Origin of the sequence: Pseudomonas sp. T1.Ur (genome assembly GCF_023516725.1) — a bacterium.
In the GTDB taxonomy this organism is placed as follows: Bacteria; Pseudomonadota; Gammaproteobacteria; order Pseudomonadales; family Pseudomonadaceae; genus Aquipseudomonas; species Aquipseudomonas alvandae.
In genome coordinates, this window is the sequence record NZ_JAMGSN010000001.1 from 3,804,625 (window position 1) to 3,821,610 (window position 16,986).

Here is a 16,986-nt window from a genome sequence, read left to right on the forward strand (position 1 = left end):
ATTACTGACCGCCGCACTATAGCCACCGACCGCAACGGCACGGCAGCACTATCCAGTGGCCGGTTGGCGCGGCATGAGCGCCCGTGATAACACCACCCACTGCACCATCACTGGCTTGGATCAACCTGCATTCGCTGGATCGGCAAACCTTGCGATGAGCGCGTCGAAGGTCTATCAACAAGGCTTCATTCATCTTGAGTGCCTGCCATGACCGCCCAGACCAACCGCCAATTCCTGCTCGCCAAACGCCCGGTGGGTGCCGCGACCCGCGAGACGTTCACTTATCAACAAGTCCCGGTTGGCGAACCGGCGGCGGGCCAGATCCTGGTCAAGAACGAGTACCTGTCCCTCGACCCGGCCATGCGCGGCTGGATGAACGAAGGCAAGTCCTACATTCCCCCGGTTGGTATCGGCGAAGTCATGCGAGCTCTGGGCGTCGGTCAGGTCATTGCGTCGAATAACCCAGGGTTTGCGGTGGGGGACTACGTCAATGGCGCCCTGGGCGTGCAGGATTATTTCCTCGGCGAGCCGCGAGGTTTCTACAAGGTCGATCCGAAACTGGCGCCGCTGCCACGTTATTTGTCAGCACTGGGCATGACCGGCATGACCGCTTATTTCGCCCTGCTGGATGTCGGCGCACCCAAGGCTGGCGAAACCGTGGTGCTTTCAGGCGCCGCCGGTGCCGTGGGCAGCATTGCCGGGCAGATTGCCAAGCTCAAGGGCTGCCGCGTGGTCGGCATCGCCGGCGGCGCCGATAAATGCAAATTCCTGATCGATGAGCTGGGCTTCGACGGGGCCATCGACTACAAAAGTGAAGACGTCCACGCCGGTCTGAAGCGCGAGTGCCCCAAAGGCGTGGACGTGTATTTCGACAACGTCGGCGGCGATATCCTCGATGCCGTGCTCAGCCGCCTGAATCTCAAGGCCCGGGTGGTGATCTGCGGCGCCATCAGCCAATACAACAACAAGGAAGCGGTGAAGGGCCCGGCCAACTACCTGTCGCTGTTGGTCAACCGCGCGCGCATGGAAGGGTTCGTGGTCATGGACTACGCCTCGCAATTTGCCGCTGCCGGGCAGGAGATGGCCGGCTGGATGGCCAAGGGGCAACTCAAGAGCAAGGAAGACATTGTCGAAGGGCTGGAAACATTCCCCGAGACGCTGACCAAATTGTTCAGCGGGGAGAATTTCGGGAAGCTCGTGCTCAAGGTCTGACACACATCACTGTGAGTGCTGATGCCACGGCCTGACATAAAACGACTGTGGGAGCGAGCTTGCTCGCGATGGCGGTTCATCAGTCACGTTTGAATCGACTGAGATACCGCTATCGCGAGCAAGCTCGCTCCCACACGTTTTACAGCGTCTCGGTCAGGCCAGTTCGGCCACGACCGCCGCCAGCGCCTGGGCCGGGTCGGCAGCCTGGCTGATCGGACGGCCGATCACCAGGTAATCGGAGCCCGCGTCCAATGCCTGGCGCGGGGTCAGGATGCGCCGTTGGTCGTCCTGGGCGCTGCCTGCCGGACGAATCCCCGGTGTCACCAGTTGCAGCGATGGGTGCGCCGCTTTCAGGGCACTGGCTTCCAGCGCCGAGCAGACCAGGCCGTCCAGGCCAGCCTTTTGTGCCAGCGCCGCCAGACGCAGCACTTGCTCCTGAGGCTCGATGTCCAGGCCAATCCCCGCCAGATCCTCGCGCTCCATGCTGGTCAGCACGGTCACGCCGATCAACAGCGGTTTCGGGCCGCTGCGCTGGTCCAGCACTTCACGGCAGGCTGCCATCATGCGCAGGCCGCCGGAACAATGCACGTTGACCATCCACACGCCCATCTCCGCAGCCGCCTTGACGGCCATGGCGGTGGTGTTGGGGATGTCATGGAATTTAAGGTCCAGGAACACTTCGAACCCCTTGTCGCGCAGGGTCCCGACAATTTCCGAAGCGCAACTGGTGAACAGTTCCTTGCCGACTTTGACCCGGCACAGCTTGGGGTCCAACTGGTCGGCCAGCTTCAGGGCGGCGTCACGGGTAGGGAAATCCAGGGCGACGATAATAGGCGTCTGGCAGGCGGACATGAGCGGGCTCTCAGGCAAGTCGAAATCGGCGCGCATTGTAGCGGAACCAGCGCCCTTGCGGGACCCGATGATCGGTAAATCATCAATCGGCCCTGCTGCCGTTTGTGTCGGGGTCGATACATTCATGACACGCGCACAATACGGCAGGACGCTACCCTGCGCCGCCGCAACCGGTTATTCCAGCGCTTCACGGCCCACCGTCCGAAGCTTATGCTCAAACCACGCCCTCGCCGCCCTCCATGCGGCAGCCCAACTGGCAGATGACGCACTCATGCAGAACACCCCCATTGCAAATGCTGGCGATCAGAAAGTGCCTGACGATGATCGGCGCTGGACCACCCGCGCCCTGATCGTCGATGACGACGTACCGATCCGCGAACTGCTGATCGATTACCTCGCCCGCTTCGGCATTCGCGCCAGTGGCGTGACCGATGGCGCGGCCATGCGCCAGGCGATGCAGGCCGAGCATTTCGATGTGGTCGTGCTGGACCTGATGTTACCAGGCGAAGACGGTCTGCAACTGTGCCGCTGGCTGCGGGCCGAGTCGGATATCCCCATCCTGATGCTGACGGCCCGCTGCGAGCCCACCGACCGCATCATCGGCCTGGAACTGGGCGCCGACGACTACATGGCCAAGCCCTTCGAGCCCAGGGAACTGGTGGCGCGAATCCAGACCATCCTGCGCCGCGTGCGCGATGACCGCAGCGAGCAGCGCGCCAACATTCGCTTCGATAACTGGCGACTCAACAGCGTGCTGCGCCAACTGGTCTCCCCCAATGGATTGGTGGTGCCCCTGTCCAACGCCGAATTCCGCCTGCTGTGGGTGTTCATCGAGCGACCGCGCCGAGTGCTCAGCCGTGAACAATTGCTGGACGCCGCGCGCGGTCGCTCCATCGAGGCCTTCGACCGCAGCATAGACCTGTTGGTCTCGCGCTTGCGCCAGAAACTGGGTGACGATCCGAAGGCCCCGCAATTGATCAAGACCGTGCGCGGTGAAGGCTACCTGTTCGACGCGCGGGATATCGGCTGATGCGCCTGCGCTTCGATTCCCTGTTCGGCCGCCTGTTCGGCGTGCTGCTGCTGGCGATCATCCTGGCGCATCTGTTGGCCTTTGCCTGGTTCTTTCATTACGACAAGCCACCTCCCGGACCGCCCCCGGCGTTCTCCCATCAAACCGCAGGGCCCCCGCGCTCCGGCCCGCCACCAGGCCAACGCCCCTGGTTCGGCGGCCCCGTGGTGCCGCTGACGTTTCAGTTTGTGTTCCTGATTGTCGCCGCCTGGTACGGCGCCAAGCTGTTGACCCGGCCGATCCAACGCCTGAGCGACGCCGCCGAACGGCTGAGCGAAGACCTTGATAGCCCGCCGCTGGCCGAGAAGGGTCCCCGGGAGGCCCGGCAAGCCGCCCATACCTTCAACCTGATGCAACGACGGATCCGCGAGCAGGTGCAGCAGCGCTCGCGCATGCTGGGGGCGGTATCCCATGACCTGCGCACCCCGCTGTCGCGGCTCAAGCTGCGCCTGGAGCAGATCAACGACAGCCGGTTGCAGGATCAGATGCGCCAGGACCTGGACGATATGATCGGCATGCTCGATGCGACCCTGACCTATCTGCACGAACAACGCACCAGCGAGGCGTTGCAGTGGATGGACGTGCAGGCCCTGGTGGAGTCATTGAGCGAAAACGCCCAGGACCAGGGCGCCAACGTGCAGGCCAGCGGCACCTGTGCGCCGATGCAGGTGCAACCGATGGCCCTGCGTTCGTGCCTCAACAACCTCATCGACAACGCCCTGCGCTATGCGGGCGATGCATCGATTGTCCTGGAAGACCAGCCGCACCAATTGCTGATCCGAGTGATTGACCATGGCCCCGGCATCGCGGTGGACAAGCGCGAAGCGGTATTCGAGCCCTTCTTTCGCCTGGAGGGCTCGCGCAACCGTAACTCCGGTGGCGTCGGCCTGGGCATGACCATCGCCCGGGAAGCCGCCGAGCGCCTGGGCGGGCACTTGGGCCTGGAAGAGACACCGGGAGGTGGATTGACCGCGGTGATCAGCTTGCCTCGCCTCTGAGTCCCTTCGATTCCCCTGTGGGTTTCGGCATTGCTCGATTGCTGTGTATGTTCTTCGGTACACACTCGAAACACCCACGACAACTGCCCCGTCGAGGCTGCATGAACCGGTGCGCCCACCGGTCATCACACCTCAAGGAGCATGCCCATGATCGGCAGCATCAGCGGTTACTCGACCTACAGCAGCACCAGCAATACCGTGACCAGCAATGCCCGCAGCCAACAGTTCCAAAAACAATTGCTCGACAAACTCGACACCAATGGCGACGGCTCGGTCGGTCAAGATGAGTTGAGCACGGCCCTGTCGCAAAAAAGCGACGATGGCATTCTCGTCAGCCTGAGCGACAACTTTGCTGACCTGGACAGTGACGGCAGCGGTGACCTGAGCGGTGAAGAAATGGCCGCTATGGCGCCGCCTCCTCCGCCGCCACGGGACCAGGCGCCGGATACCGAACTGGCTGACGCGTTGCTCAGTGCCCTGGACGCCGATGGCGATGGCGTGATCAGCAGCGACGAGCTGAGCAGCGGCCTCGCCAGCGCCGGCAGCAGCGCCGACAGCGACCAGGTGTTCTCTGCCCTGGACGCGAATGAAGACGGCACAGTCAGCCTCGACGAGCTCACCGCCAGCCTCGCACCGCCGCCCTCCCGGCAGCCCTCCAGTGAAACGCTGTCCAGCCAGCTCGACACCGATGGCGACGCCAGCATCAGCGCCAGCGAACTGGACAGCGCCTTGCAGGCCGGACGCCGAAACGACAGCGCCTCCGAGCGCACCGATGCCAGCCAGGCGTTGGACAAAATGATTGCCAACCTCAGCCGGCAGTATTCGCTGGATAACGTCGCCACCGTGGGCAAACACCTGAACGTGGCGACCTGATTCGCCGGCCAGCCGGAGCCAGGCTGGCCAGCTTTCGTGGCAAGGGAGCTTGCTCCCGCTGGACCCGTAGGAGCTGCCGAGCGAAGCGAGGCTGCGATCTTTTCACTCCGGAGCGAAAGATCAAAAGATCGTCAGAACGCGGCCCGAGGCTTCGGAGCCCGTAGGAGCTGCCGAGCGAAGCGAGGCTGCGATCTTTCCCCAGACGCTTGAATCCCAAGCGAAAGATCAAAAGATCGCAGCCTCGCTTCGCTCGGCAGCTCCTACAGGCCCCAGCGGATGGACGGCTTTCCTTTATCGCGCCTGGCTCTTGCTCCAATCCGTCAGCAAGCTGTACGCCACCGCCAGCAAGGTCGGGCCGATGAACAGACCGATGAAGCCAAACGCGATCAACCCGCCGAACACCCCCAGCAACACGATCACCAGCGGCAGGTTTCCGCCACGGCTGATCAGGTAGGGCTTGAGCACGTTGTCCACGCCGCTGATGATGAAGGTGCCCCAAATGCCCAGGAACACTGCCATCCCGTATTCACCTTTCCATACCAGCCACGCCGTGGCGGGGATCCAGGCCAGTGGCGGGCCCATCGGGATCAGGCTGAGCAGGAAGGTGACGATACCCAGCACCAGCGCTCCGGGGACCCCGGCGATCAGGAAGCCGATCAACGCCAGCACCGCCTGGGCCGCCGCGGTCCCGATCACGCCATTGACCACCCGTTGCACCGTCCCGGCCACCAGTTCGACGTAATAACCGGCACGGTCGCCGATCAGCCGTTCCAGCAGTCCTTGGACAAACGCGGCCAGCCGCGGGCCGTCACGGTAGAAAAAGAAGACGAATACGATGCTCAGGGTCAGCTCGAGGATGCCACCGCCGATCTGGGCGCTGCGGGCCAGCAACCAATTACCGACCTGCCCCAGGTACGGCTTGATGGACACCATCATCGCCGCGCCCTGCTGGTCGATGCTGTTCCAGATGCCGACCAGGCGCCCGCCCACCAGTGGCACACCGGCCAACCAGCCGGGCGCCTCGGGCAAGCCGTCGACCTGTGCATCCCGGATGAACGCCGTGGCGTCGCGCACATGATCGGCCAGGTTGAACCCCAGCCATACCAGCGGCACCGCCACCAGCAACATCCAGCCCACCGTCAGCAAGGCCGCCGCCAGGGATTCGCGCCCGTTGACCCAACGGGTCAGCAGGCGCATCAGTGGCCAACTGGCAAACGCCAGCACCGCGCCCCAGAACAGCGCCGACCAGAACGGTGCCATTACCCAGAGGCTTGCGCCGAACAACACCAGGAGCAGGATCTGCACCAACAGCCGATCGTTATTGAGCATGAAAGGTCTCGGAAATGAAAAGATACCGGGGCAACCGCCTCAAGCGCCGCCCCCGCAACGGTTTATCGCAACAACTCAAGATGCAGGCCCGCCGCCTCTGCGCTGGCCGCCTCCATTCGAGCGGCGCGCACACCCTGACCGATCAGCGCCTGTCGCCACGCCTCGGCTTGCGGCCCGGCGATGCTGACCCGCAGCCCAGTGTCCAGGTTCAATGCCCGGGACAGCAGGCGCAGCCAGGTATCGTCCGGTTCACCGGCCAGGCGCGGCAGGTCCAGCACGCCGGTGTCCTTGAGCTGGCGCAGCAGGGTCGCCGAGGTCGGCAAGACATCGCCCAGCGGCGCATTGGCTTCGAACTGCTCGACGTGCAGGTAGGCCTTGCGATTGCCACGGGTGATGGCATACAGCGCGATGAGCGTGTTGTCCGTCGGCGGCGCCAGGCGCAGCAGCAGATAGGCCTGGCCGTTGTCGGCGCCGTAGAGCTTGGCATTGCCGAACACTTCGTTGGCCCACAGGCTGCTTTCGCCGCAGTCGCGGGCCTGGCACCAGAACAGCAGCTCGGCGCCCTGTTTCTGCAGCGCTTCGCGGGCAGCGGTGAAAGCCTGTGTGGCGGAATGCTCGGGCGGCAGCTCGTAGGTCACCGAGGTGGCGTTGCCCCGGGCATCGATTTGTCCGTCGAAACGCAACTGGCCGCTGATCTTGCGGATCGAACCCATGGGGTAGATCCGCTCCAGGTCGCTGGTTTGCCGATAGTCGACGATTTGCGCGTCGGGCATGCGAGGCAGACGCTCCAGGTCCTGGCTGCCAGGCACATCGGCGGCCAGCACCGTCGGTGCGAAACAGGCCAGCGCCAGCAGGACAAATGAGTGGATGGAGAATTTCATTGGATCGGCTTCGCCTGGATCAGCGCGACGCAAAGGCGTTCGTCAATGCGCAGCAAGGCGAGTGGACGGATATCAGTCATGGTTGGCTCCCTTTCAACCCGCCCAGCCTCGACACTTGCCCGGCGCAAGTCAAGAAACGCTGAAGAACCGATTGAAACAGTCTGCTACAAGCGCCGCCCCGGACTCATCGTTCAGGTGCAAATGATGGCCGCCGGGCAACTGTTCATGACTGAAGGGTAGACGTTCCAGCAATTCGGGGTGGTGGGCCAGCATACCGTCCGCCGCCACCACCAGATGAGCAGGACAAGCGATCCGCGCCACGAAGGCCATGGCCTGTTCGTCGGTCAGGCGCAGCGGTGAGGGCAAGGTCAGGCGATTGTCGGTGCGCCAGGTGTAGCCGCCCGGCACCGGCATCAAGCCGCGCTGGGCCAGCAACTCGGCGGCCTCGCGGCTGACCGCCACCAGACCCTTCATGCGAGCTTCGATGGCCCGGTCGAGGGTTTTGTAGACGGGTTTGCGTTTTTGCTGCAAGTCCAACTGGGCCTGTAAGGCCATGCCCATGCGCTCCGCCGCATTATCGCCTTTAGCCGTAGGAGGAATCACACCATCGATCAGGCCCAGGTGCGTGATACGTTCCGGCATCGACCCGGCCAGCACCAGAGAGACAATAGCCCCCATGGAATGGCCCAGCAGGGCAAAACGCTTCAATCCCAGTTGCTCGGCCACTTGCAGCACATCGTGGGCATAGTCCCACAGGGCATAGCCGGCGCCAGGCGGACGATGCCCGGAATGTCCATGACCGGCCATGTCCAGGGCGATCACCCGCACGCCCTGCAACCGGGGCGCCAGTCGCGCGAAACTGTTGGCGTTGTCCAGCCAGCCATGCAAGGCGATCACCGGTCGGCCATCTTCCGGCCCGAACAAATGAGCCGCCAGCTCGATATGGGGCAGGCTCAGGCGGACTTCTTCAACGACGCTCATGGGCGGCGTCCTTCCCAGCGCTGGAAGAGGTCCTTGAGCAGATTGGCGGTGTCCAGTGGGCGCTCCAGAGGAAACATGTGGCCGCCCGGCATGCTCAGCGACTCGCCGAAGGGCATGCGCCCCACCGACCGGGCGTGATGACGCATCACCACCCGACTCTGCCGCCCCCGCACCACGGCCAGCGGGATGTCGAGTTTTCGAGCCCTCCCGGGGCTGGTGTGCGGCACACCTCGGTAGATGCTGATTTCCGTGGCCGGGTCGAAGCGCAGTCGCAACCGATCGCCGACCGGCTGCAAGCCATGTTGCAGGTACGCTTCGAAGCACTCCGGGTCGAAACCGCGAAACAGCGTCTTGCCAGCAAAATAAGTCCGCGCCGATTCCAGGTCGCTGAACTCCTCCCGCCGCCCCAGGGTTCGCCCCGCCGGCGTCAGGCGATCGATGAAGCCCAGGCGCTTGGCGGCCAGGATCAGCCAGCGATCCACACGGGTCAGCACCGGAGAATCGAGCATGACCACGCCCCGATACAACCGAGGGCTGCGCAACGCCGCGTGCAGATGCAGCACGCCCCCCAAGGAATGCCCCACCCCCCACACCGGTTCCGATTGCTGCTCCAGATGATGAATCAGCTCGTCCACCAGGTTGTTCCAGTTGTCATCGACGGGGAAGCGCGGGTCGTGCCCGTGCAATTCCAGATGCGCGACCTGGTACTGCGGCGCCAGCGCGGCGAACAGCTTGCCGTACGTGGCCGAGGGGAAACCATTGGCGTGAGCGAAAAACACCTGTTGCGACATGTTGGGCCGATCCATTGCGAGAACTGCGATCGATTCTGCGCAGAACCCGGCGGCGCGGCAATGACCGTAACTGACAGGAATGATGACAGTCGGGGTTGGGATATGGGCTCGTGCCCACTGCCCCGTGGCGAAGGAGCTTGCTCCCGCTGGCCTGCGCAGCGGACCCGAATATGGGCAACACGGTGTGCCCGGCTGATCGAGTCACGAGACCGAGGGCCGCTTCGCGCCCCAGCGGGAGCAAGCTCCCTCGCCACAACGGACTGCTCCAGCCCCCGCAGGCATCAACGCGCTGGCGGCTGCTCGCCCAACGGCACCACCGCCATGGTCAGGCGCGATACGCAATTGACCTTGCCGTCATCATTGACCAGGCGGATGTCCCAGACCTGGGTGGTGCGGCCCAGGTGGATCGAGCGGGCCGTGGCCGTGACCCGGCCGCTGCGCACGCCACGCAAATGGTTGGCGTTGATCTCCAGCCCCACGCAGTAGAACTTGCTGGTGTCCACGCACAGGTAGGCGGCCATGGAGCCGACCGTTTCGGCCAGCACCACCGACGCGCCGCCGTGCAGCAGGCCGAACGGCTGGTGGGTGCGGTGATCGACAACCATGCTCGCGGTCAGGGACTCGTCGTCGAAGGACTCGAAACGAATGTCCAGCACTTCGCTGATGGTGTTTTTACCAGCGGCGTTCAGTTGTTCAATATTCGGGGTGGTGCGCCACAGACTCATCGTTGCCGTTCCTTTGTGATTTTTATTTTGCCTTGGGACCGTTCGTTTCAGGGACGCTTGAGGCTCTTGAGCTTCATCACACCGGCCAGCGGCAGATCACCTTCCAGCTCGGCCAAGCCCGCCGTTGGAACCTGTTCCGGTTGCTGCAAGTGACCGTGCTGCAAAAAGCCCAGCAGGCTGCCCACCAGTGGGTTGTGGCTGACCAGCAGAACGTTGTCCTGATCGTCCAGGTGTTTCAACACTTCAGCCGGACGGGTCTCCGGCGTCAACCAGTTCACGGTGATCAATTCAGGCTCGAATCCGAGGGCCTCGCGCACCAGTTGCGCGGTCTGCTGGGCGCGCACGTAAGGGCTGGCATAAATGGCCCGCAATGGCTCGCCCATCAATCGACCGGCGCTGAGCAACACTTCCTCGCGACCATGGATCGTCAACACCCGCTCCGGATCGGGACGGGCCCCGTGGGGCTCGGCCTCGCCATGACGCAATACCCACAGCTTCATAGTTTCGGCTCCTCGTCCCGGACCGGGTGCGGTGCCGGGGCCACGGTGTGGGGCGCTTCGCCTTCCGGCGTGCGCGGGGTCGGCCAATCGGCGAACGGCCAGGGCTTCTGGTCACTGTGGAAGGTGCCAAAACGGCCGATCTGCGCGAGGAACTGGCTCAGGCTGTCGCCAAAATTCATCAGGCTGGCGCTCGGTGCGCCGTAGATCAGCCGGTAGATCAACTGCACCAGCACCACGGCGCCGAGGATGAATTGCGCCACCTGCCAGACCAGCAGGTAAATCACCATCCACAGCACGCGCAGCAGGATGGATTCGTATTGAGGCTGCCCTTGCGGATCGTTCATGGTTCGCTCCTGCTTGCGGTCAAAGGGATTTAGTTGAAACCGCTGGTGGAAATGAAATCGACGTCAGTCTTGGGTTCGCCACGCATCAACAGTTCGATCACCTGTTCCAGCGTGCGCCCTTCAAAGAGAATCGCATGCAAACCGGCGACCAGCGGCATGTACACGCCGGCCTCCTGGGACTTGGCCTTGAGCACCTTGAGGGTGTTGACCCCTTCGGCCACTTCACCCAGGCGCGACACGGCCTCGTCCAGGCTCAAGCCTTGGCCGAGGGCGAAGCCGACCTGGTAGTTGCGGCTCTTGGGCGAAGAGCACGTAACGATCAGATCGCCCACCCCGGCCAGCCCGAGGAAGGTCATGGGATTGGCGCCCTGGCTGACGGCGAAACGGGTCATTTCCGCCAGCGCCCGGGTGATCAGCATGCTTTTGGTGTTCTCGCCCATGCCCAGTGCCACCGCCATGCCGGCGATGATGGCATAGACGTTTTTCAGTGCCCCGCCCAACTCGACGCCGAAACGATCCGCGCTGGCATAGACGCGGAAAGTGCGGCCATGCAGCGCGGCCTGGACGCGCTGGCACAACGCTTCATCTTCGCTGGCGACGACGGTGGCGGTCAGGGCATGCTCGGCAATCTCGCGTGCCAGGTTCGGCCCGGAGATCACGCCGATTCGCGCCTTGGGGGCGATGTCTTCGAGGATCTCGCTCATCAGCTTGAAGGTTTGCGCCTCGATGCCTTTGGTCAGGCTCACCAGCAATTTGCCGCTCAAGCGTTCGGCATGGGGCGCCAATACCGAGCGCAAGGCGCTGGAAGGCAAGGCCACGAAGAACAGGTCGCTGCCTTCGAGTGTGGCCTGCAAGTCAGTGACCGGCTCCACTTCAGGCCGGACCTTGATGCCTTTGAGGTAACGCGGATTCTCCCGGTTGACCCGGATGGCCTCGGCCTGCTCGGGGTCACGCATCCATTGGCGCACCGCGTGACCGTTTTCCGCCAGCAGGTTAGCCACGGCAGTGCCGAAACTCCCGCCTCCCAGGACCGCAATCGGGCGCTGTTCAGTCATATGCAATCCGCTCTTCCGTACCAAGTGGCAATGCGGGGCATTATACGGAGCAGCCGGACCGCGACCAGCCCCGTCGGCAATTACCCATAGCCGTAGGATGCTGACCATCAATTCCTTGGAAAATGCTGTCAACGTGAATGGAAAAGTCGTTCGGCTCGGTTAACATGCCTGCCATCCTTTCGTTATCCCAAGGCTGTGCCGTGTTCGTTGGCCCCTCCCGTCCAGGTTCTTCACTGCTATTGGCGCTGATCATCAGTCCGCCCGTGGTGGCCGACGACTTGTTCGTGGACAGCCAGGCCGTGCCCCAGGTGTTGACCGCCACGCGCCTGAAACAGTCGCCCGCCGCAGTGCCGGGCAGCATGACCGTGCTCGATCGTGAATTGATCAAGGCCAGCGGCGCCCGGGACATCAGCGAACTGTTGCGCCTGGTGCCGGGCATGATGGTCGGCAATCTCAGCGGCAACCAGGCCACCGTGAATTACCACGGGACCAACGCCAGCGAAGCGCGGCGCATGCAGGTGCTGATCGATGGCCGTTCGGTGTATCGCGCCGGCTTGGCGACCGTGGACTGGAGCGATATTCCGGTCGCTATGGAGGACATCGACCGGATCGAAGTCTTCCGGGGCCCGAACACCGTCAGCTACGGGGCCAACGCGCTGATGGCGGTGGTCAACATCATCACCCGCGCCCCGGCCGACAGCCACGGCACCCGACTGAAGATCACCCGGGGCCAGCGAGGGATCGGCGACTGGTACGCCAGTCAAGGCAGCGGTTGGGAAAACGGCGATTTCCGGCTCTCGCTGTCCGGCCAGGAAGACGACGGTTTCGACAGTGACCGCAACGGCGCCGATTACCGCGACAGCCGGCGACTGGACCGCTTCAACCTGTCCGTCAGCCAAACCCTGGACGAATCCCAGAGCATCGATTGGCAATTGAATGCCAAGGACGGGACCAATCAGCGGCCCTACACCTATCGCCCCGTGTTCGCCGGGATTACAGCGGCTGGGGATAATTCTGACGTCATCGCCAAGGATTACGCCGGTTCGTTGCGCTGGAACCTGGACTTGAATCCCAATCACAGCCTCTATGTACAAGGCTCGATCCAGCATTGGGATCGCCAGCAAACCTGGCGCGCCTGCGATGCCGAAGTGTCCTTCAGCCCGCAACTGACCGACCTCTGGCAGCTCAACCCCAACTATGCCGAGAAGCTGGCCCGCAACATTCCGAGCTTCCTCGGCTCGGGCGCGCCGGCCGGTACGGCACAGGAACAGGCACTGGCCAATCAGGTGCTCGATCAATGGCGCAACGGCGCTTCCCAGACACTGTGCGGTGACATCGACCAAAGCGCCCGCGAGTCGCGCTATGACCTGGAAATCCAAGACACCCTCAGCCTGTCCGACAGCCTGCGGTTGGTCACCGGGGCGAATTATCGCTACGACCGGGCCGACTCGCAGACCTACTTCAACGGTACCCTGGACGACACCACCTACCGTTTGTTCGGCCAGCTGGAATGGCGGGCCAGTGAACATTGGCTGCTGCAGGGCGGCGCGATGTTCGAGGACACCCGCCTGACCGACAGTTCGCTGACGCCGCGGATGGCGGTCAACTACCTGATCACCCCGCGACACGGCCTGCGGGCGGTATATTCCGAAGCAGTGCGTTCGCCGGACATGTTCGAAAACAACGTCAATTGGAGCTATCAGGTCACCCATCTGCGGCCCACCGCCTTCGGCCAGGACAGTGCACGCTACTTCGTGCGCACGCGCGGCCCGGGGAATCTGGAGCAAGAGCACATGCGCTCCCGAGAGCTGGGTTACAACGGCTATTTCATGGACCTTGGCCTGACAATGGATGTGAAGCTGTTCCATGACGAAATCACCGGCATGATCAGCGAACCGCTGCGCAACAACCAATACATCGCCAGCAACAGCAACGAATCGCAATTCACCGGCGCCGAAACCCAACTCGACTGGCGCGTGACCCTCACCGATCGGTTGCGCCTGACGTACGCCTATGTCGATGCCCTGGCGAGCAACCCCCTCGACGAACAACTGACCGCCCGCAACAGTGGTTCCGCCGGCTGGCTGCGCGATTGGGGCCAGGGTTGGAACAGCGCGGTCTTCTACTACGCCGCCGATGCCCTCAATGGCTACCGCTACGAGCGAGTCGACACCCGCCTCGCCAGGCGAATCCCCTTGGGCAAGGCCAGCCTGGAGCTGGCAGGGGTGATGCAACAGCGCCTCGACGATCAACCGACCACCTACGTCGACAATCGCTACGACGCCCGTCACGTCCTGTATTTCAGCGCAGAGTTGTCCTTCTAGATGTCTCGGCGCCAACACCGCAAGACGCCATCCCGTGGCCGCCTATGGCTGTTGCTGTGGGTGGCGTTTGCCAGTCTGCTGAGCGTCGTCGAGGCCCGCGCTGCGGAGATCCTGCTGACCGGTGCCCAGGATAGCCCCGGCGTGCAGTCGTTTACCCAGGCCTTGCAGGCCCGACGCCCCTACGACAATGTTCGGTTTGCCCCGGTGGCAAGCCTGCCGGCGCCGGACCGGTTACCCGGCGACCTGCGCCTGGTGCTGCTGGATTTGCCGAGCCTCGATTGGCGCCTGCAGAAGATCCACGGGCCGGCCACCCTGGTGCTGCGGATCAGCCGCCAGCAAGCCCGCGATCGCCTGGGCGATGCAACGCCCGAGCACCTGAGCCTGCTCTGGAGCGATCCACCGATGGCGCGACAATTGCGCCTGATTCGCCAGGTCCTGCCGCAAGTGCGACGGGTCGGCATATTGTTCGACAAGCACAGCGAGTTCCTGCTCAAGGATGCTCATCAGGCGGCGCTTGCCCTGGGCCTGGAAATTGTCGGCGAGCGCTGGGACGACAGCAGCGACAGCCGCCCGTTGCAGAACCTGCTGGGCCAGAGCGACGTGTTGCTCGGTCTGGATGATCCCGACCTGTACAACCCCAAGACGGTGAAGAATCTGTTGCTCAGCAGTTATGCCCGGCAGCGCGCGCTGATCGGCCCGAGCCCGGCCTTCGTCAAGGCGGGCAGCCTGGCCAGCACCTACAGCGACCAGGAAGACTGGCTGGCGATTCTCGATGATCTGCTCGACCGCCCTGCCACCACCTGGCCGCGAACCCTGTACCCGCCCCGCTTCAAAGTCTTGAGCAATCAACAGGTCGCCCGCTCCCTGGGGATCGAACCGATCGATGCCGAATCCGTCGCTGCGCAGTTGGCAGAAGGAGAACACCGCCCATGACCTTGCGCCGTCGTTGGGATATCCACACCCGCACCCAGCTCATCGCCCTCGGCCCGGCTTTGTTGTTGACCGTGTTGCTGATCGGCTTCTTCACCTTCGTGCGGATCCAGGACTTGCGCCAGGAACTCAACCACACCGGGCAATTGATCGCCAACCAACTGGCTCCAGCAGCGGAATACGGCGTCATTTCCGGCAACAACGAAGTGCTGGAAAGCCTGCTCACCGCGACCCTGGCCACGCCCCATGTGCGTTTCCTCGAAGTCCAGGACCGCACGGAGCGGGTCCTGGTGTACGTCGAGCAACCGCCCCAGGCCCGCAACCATTCACAGCAGGTGGAAGTGTTCCAGGCCCCGGTTCGCCTGCAGCGCATTGCCCTGAACAATGACTTCCTGCAAGGCAACAATCCGACCACCGAAACGCCCGGCGAGGATTACCTGGGCCGGGTGATCGTCGGCATGTCCAGCGACGCCTTCAGCCAGCGGCAGCAGGAAATCCTGCTCAAGGCCGCGATCCTGGCGTTGTTCGCCCTGCTGTTCACGTTCCTGGTGGCGCGGCGCCTGGCGGCCGACCTGTCGCGGCCGATCCGCGACATCGGCGACGCGGTCAAGGCGATCCAGCAAGGCGACTACAACGCCCCGCTGCCAATCGTCGACGACGGCGAACTGGGGGCATTGTCGCGGCACATCAACAACCTCGCCGATGGCCTCGAGCAGGCCAGCCGTGAACAGCACCAGGCCATGGCCCAGTTGATCAAGACCCGGGAAGAAGCGGAAAAAGCCAACAGCGCCAAGTCCGAATTCCTGGCGATGATGAGCCATGAGCTGCGCACGCCGATGAACGGCGTGCTGGGCATGCTGCAACTGCTGGAAACCACCCACATGACCGATGAGCAGCACGAGTACACCGCGCTGGCCTCGGAGTCCACCGAGCACCTGTTGAAGGTGATCAACGACATCCTCGATTTCTCGCGCATCGAACGCTCCGCGCTGGAGCTGGAACACATTGCGTTCAACCTGGCGGAGCTGGTGGGCAGTTGCGCCCAATCGTTCCAGCACAGCGCCGCGCAGCGCAAGCTGGGCCTGGACCTGCTGATCCCCGACGACATGAAGCCGCTGCGGGTACAAGGCGACCCGACGCGAATCCGACAGATCCTGGTGAACTTGATCGGCAACGCACTGAAATTCACCGATCAGGGCCGCGTTACCGTGCAATGCCAATGGCAGGCGCTGGATCACGAGTTGCTCTGGTTCACCTGCACGGTGCGTGACAGTGGCATCGGCATCCCGGCCGAGAGCCTGGAGCGTATGTTCGACGCTTTCCAGCAGGCCGACAGTTCGATTTCCCGGCGCTACGGCGGCACGGGCCTGGGCTTGCCGATCGCCCGAACCCTGGCCGAGCGCATGGGTGGCACGCTGCGCGCCCAGAGCGAGGAAGGCCAGGGCTCGGTGTTTACCCTGGAGATTCCCCTGGCCCTGTCGCGCCAGCCCCCCCCGCCATTGCCCCCGCGCCTGCCCGGCGGAAGCGGTGATGGAGAAGGCCGCAATGTCCTGTTGGTCGAAGACAACCCGGTGAACCAGACGGTGATCGAAGCCATGCTGCGCAGCCTGGGTTTCAAAGTCAGCGTCGCGACCGATGGCGCCCAGGCCGTACGCAGCGCAGAGAGCCTGATTTTCGAAGCGATCCTGATGGACTGCCGGCTGCCGGTGATCGACGGCTACGAAGCCACCCGGCAGATCCGCCAATTGCCGGGCTGCACCGACGTCCCCATCATCGCCCTGACAGCCAATGCATTGCAGGGCGACCGGGAAGCCTGCCTGGCGGCGGGCATGAACGATTACCTGGCCAAACCCTTCAAACGAATTGACTTGCAGCAGACTCTGCAACGCTGGGTGGGGTAAATACAGAGGCTTTGGACTATCTGTGACTGGCGTGAAAGGCGAAAGTGCGGCAGTCTTAAGCACCCGGACACGCCTCGATCGGGACATGAATAACAATTTCAGTGCACAGGTGTACATTCATTTCCCGTGTGCTGTGACTTTCACTACAACGCAATAGTCTATGAGTAGGCTGCCGACTCGAGGCATGAACGCTTCGATCGGCCGGGAAGATTTGCCCCACC

General features: G+C 63.4%; 16 protein-coding genes. 7 read left to right on the forward strand and 9 right to left on the reverse strand.

Going from position 1 to position 16,986, the window contains the following annotated elements; genetic code table 11:
- Positions 1 to 207: 207 nt before the first annotated feature.
- Entirely contained in the window at positions 208 to 1,212 is a 1,005-nt protein-coding gene (locus M8Q45_RS16920; protein ID WP_249875680.1) for an NADP-dependent oxidoreductase, read from the forward strand.
- A gap of 153 nt (positions 1,213 to 1,365) precedes the next feature.
- Here the strand turns inward: M8Q45_RS16920 and pyrF are convergent, their stop codons facing one another.
- Positions 1,366 to 2,064 (reverse strand): orotidine-5'-phosphate decarboxylase, encoded by a 699-nt coding sequence (gene pyrF, locus M8Q45_RS16925; RefSeq protein ID WP_249875681.1) that lies wholly within the window; start codon positions 2,062 to 2,064, stop codon positions 1,366 to 1,368.
- A gap of 271 nt (positions 2,065 to 2,335) precedes the next feature.
- Here pyrF and M8Q45_RS16930 point away from each other — a divergent pair, with 271 nt between their 5' ends.
- The 3 genes from M8Q45_RS16930 to xopAW all read left to right on the forward strand — a co-directional run bounded on the left by M8Q45_RS16930 (position 2,336) and on the right by xopAW (position 5,004).
- A complete protein-coding gene (locus M8Q45_RS16930) occupies positions 2,336 to 3,094 on the forward strand; it encodes a response regulator (protein ID WP_249875682.1) in 759 nt (252 codons plus the stop codon).
- A complete protein-coding gene (locus M8Q45_RS16935) occupies positions 3,094 to 4,131 on the forward strand; it encodes a sensor histidine kinase (protein ID WP_249875683.1) in 1,038 nt (345 codons plus the stop codon). The genes M8Q45_RS16930 and M8Q45_RS16935 overlap by 1 nt, the downstream gene beginning before the upstream one ends.
- A 147-nt stretch (positions 4,132 to 4,278) precedes the next feature.
- Positions 4,279 to 5,004 (forward strand): XopAW family type III secretion system calcium-binding effector, encoded by a 726-nt coding sequence (gene xopAW, locus M8Q45_RS16940; protein ID WP_249875684.1) that lies wholly within the window; start codon positions 4,279 to 4,281, stop codon positions 5,002 to 5,004.
- 291 nt (positions 5,005 to 5,295) lie between these two features.
- Here the strand turns inward: xopAW and M8Q45_RS16945 are convergent, their stop codons facing one another.
- The 8 genes from M8Q45_RS16945 to M8Q45_RS16980 form a co-directional block, all read right to left on the reverse strand.
- The gene (locus tag M8Q45_RS16945) at positions 5,296 to 6,333 is read right to left on the reverse strand and encodes an AI-2E family transporter (RefSeq protein ID WP_249875685.1); all 1,038 of its coding nucleotides are present in this window, start codon (positions 6,331 to 6,333) and stop codon (positions 5,296 to 5,298) included.
- Between the two features lie 62 nt (positions 6,334 to 6,395).
- The gene (locus tag M8Q45_RS16950) at positions 6,396 to 7,214 is read right to left on the reverse strand and encodes a DUF4892 domain-containing protein (protein WP_249875686.1); all 819 of its coding nucleotides are present in this window, start codon (positions 7,212 to 7,214) and stop codon (positions 6,396 to 6,398) included.
- 129 nt (positions 7,215 to 7,343) lie between these two features.
- On the reverse strand, positions 7,344 to 8,195 hold the full coding sequence (locus M8Q45_RS16955; RefSeq protein ID WP_249875687.1) for an alpha/beta hydrolase: 852 nt from the start codon (positions 8,193 to 8,195) through the stop codon (positions 7,344 to 7,346).
- Positions 8,192 to 8,986: an alpha/beta fold hydrolase gene (locus tag M8Q45_RS16960; protein ID WP_249875688.1), complete on the reverse strand. Its 795-nt coding sequence runs from the start codon at positions 8,984 to 8,986 to the stop codon at positions 8,192 to 8,194. Before M8Q45_RS16960 ends, M8Q45_RS16955 begins: the two co-directional genes overlap by 4 nt.
- A 281-nt stretch (positions 8,987 to 9,267) precedes the next feature.
- Entirely contained in the window at positions 9,268 to 9,711 is a 444-nt protein-coding gene (locus M8Q45_RS16965; protein ID WP_249875689.1) for a hotdog fold thioesterase, read from the reverse strand.
- 47 nt (positions 9,712 to 9,758) lie between these two features.
- A complete protein-coding gene (gene sixA, locus M8Q45_RS16970) occupies positions 9,759 to 10,211 on the reverse strand; it encodes a phosphohistidine phosphatase SixA (RefSeq protein WP_249875690.1) in 453 nt (150 codons plus the stop codon).
- Positions 10,208 to 10,555, reverse strand: a complete 348-nt coding sequence (locus tag M8Q45_RS16975; protein ID WP_109754446.1) for a DUF4389 domain-containing protein — start codon at positions 10,553 to 10,555, stop codon at positions 10,208 to 10,210. The genes sixA and M8Q45_RS16975 overlap by 4 nt, the downstream gene beginning before the upstream one ends.
- A 29-nt stretch (positions 10,556 to 10,584) precedes the next feature.
- Positions 10,585 to 11,610: an NAD(P)H-dependent glycerol-3-phosphate dehydrogenase gene (locus M8Q45_RS16980; RefSeq protein ID WP_249875691.1), complete on the reverse strand. Its 1,026-nt coding sequence runs from the start codon at positions 11,608 to 11,610 to the stop codon at positions 10,585 to 10,587.
- Between the two features lie 164 nt (positions 11,611 to 11,774).
- Between M8Q45_RS16980 and M8Q45_RS16985 the strand changes: the two genes are divergently transcribed.
- The 3 genes from M8Q45_RS16985 to M8Q45_RS16995 are packed head-to-tail and all read left to right on the forward strand — an operon-like array spanning position 11,775 to position 16,765.
- On the forward strand, positions 11,775 to 13,934 hold the full coding sequence (locus M8Q45_RS16985; protein WP_249875692.1) for a TonB-dependent receptor plug domain-containing protein: 2,160 nt from the start codon (positions 11,775 to 11,777) through the stop codon (positions 13,932 to 13,934).
- Positions 13,935 to 14,867 carry an ABC transporter substrate-binding protein gene (locus M8Q45_RS16990; RefSeq protein WP_249875693.1) on the forward strand — a complete coding sequence of 311 codons (933 nt, stop codon included), beginning with the start codon at positions 13,935 to 13,937 and terminating at the stop codon, positions 14,865 to 14,867.
- The gene (locus tag M8Q45_RS16995) at positions 14,864 to 16,765 is read left to right on the forward strand and encodes an ATP-binding protein (RefSeq protein ID WP_249875694.1); all 1,902 of its coding nucleotides are present in this window, start codon (positions 14,864 to 14,866) and stop codon (positions 16,763 to 16,765) included. The genes M8Q45_RS16990 and M8Q45_RS16995 overlap by 4 nt, the downstream gene beginning before the upstream one ends.
- Positions 16,766 to 16,986 lie beyond the last annotated feature (221 nt).

Excerpts from the sequence above, each read along its gene's own strand:
- M8Q45_RS16920 (WP_249875680.1), top strand. The coding sequence starts at position 208 with ATGACCGCCCAGACCAACCGCCAATTCCTGCTCGCCAAACGCCCGGTG.
- pyrF (WP_249875681.1), bottom strand. The coding sequence starts at position 2,064 with ATGTCCGCCTGCCAGACGCCTATTATCGTCGCCCTGGATTTCCCTACC.
- M8Q45_RS16930 (WP_249875682.1), top strand. The coding sequence starts at position 2,336 with ATGCAGAACACCCCCATTGCAAATGCTGGCGATCAGAAAGTGCCTGAC.
- M8Q45_RS16935 (WP_249875683.1), top strand. The coding sequence starts at position 3,094 with ATGCGCCTGCGCTTCGATTCCCTGTTCGGCCGCCTGTTCGGCGTGCTG.
- xopAW (WP_249875684.1), top strand. The coding sequence starts at position 4,279 with ATGATCGGCAGCATCAGCGGTTACTCGACCTACAGCAGCACCAGCAAT.
- M8Q45_RS16945 (WP_249875685.1), bottom strand. The coding sequence starts at position 6,333 with ATGCTCAATAACGATCGGCTGTTGGTGCAGATCCTGCTCCTGGTGTTG.
- M8Q45_RS16950 (WP_249875686.1), bottom strand. The coding sequence starts at position 7,214 with ATGAAATTCTCCATCCACTCATTTGTCCTGCTGGCGCTGGCCTGTTTC.
- M8Q45_RS16955 (WP_249875687.1), bottom strand. The coding sequence starts at position 8,195 with ATGAGCGTCGTTGAAGAAGTCCGCCTGAGCCTGCCCCATATCGAGCTG.
- M8Q45_RS16960 (WP_249875688.1), bottom strand. The coding sequence starts at position 8,986 with ATGTCGCAACAGGTGTTTTTCGCTCACGCCAATGGTTTCCCCTCGGCC.
- M8Q45_RS16965 (WP_249875689.1), bottom strand. The coding sequence starts at position 9,711 with ATGAGTCTGTGGCGCACCACCCCGAATATTGAACAACTGAACGCCGCT.
- sixA (WP_249875690.1), bottom strand. The coding sequence starts at position 10,211 with ATGAAGCTGTGGGTATTGCGTCATGGCGAGGCCGAGCCCCACGGGGCC.
- M8Q45_RS16975 (WP_109754446.1), bottom strand. The coding sequence starts at position 10,555 with ATGAACGATCCGCAAGGGCAGCCTCAATACGAATCCATCCTGCTGCGC.
- M8Q45_RS16980 (WP_249875691.1), bottom strand. The coding sequence starts at position 11,610 with ATGACTGAACAGCGCCCGATTGCGGTCCTGGGAGGCGGGAGTTTCGGC.
- M8Q45_RS16985 (WP_249875692.1), top strand. The coding sequence starts at position 11,775 with ATGCCTGCCATCCTTTCGTTATCCCAAGGCTGTGCCGTGTTCGTTGGC.
- M8Q45_RS16990 (WP_249875693.1), top strand. The coding sequence starts at position 13,935 with ATGTCTCGGCGCCAACACCGCAAGACGCCATCCCGTGGCCGCCTATGG.
- M8Q45_RS16995 (WP_249875694.1), top strand. The coding sequence starts at position 14,864 with ATGACCTTGCGCCGTCGTTGGGATATCCACACCCGCACCCAGCTCATC.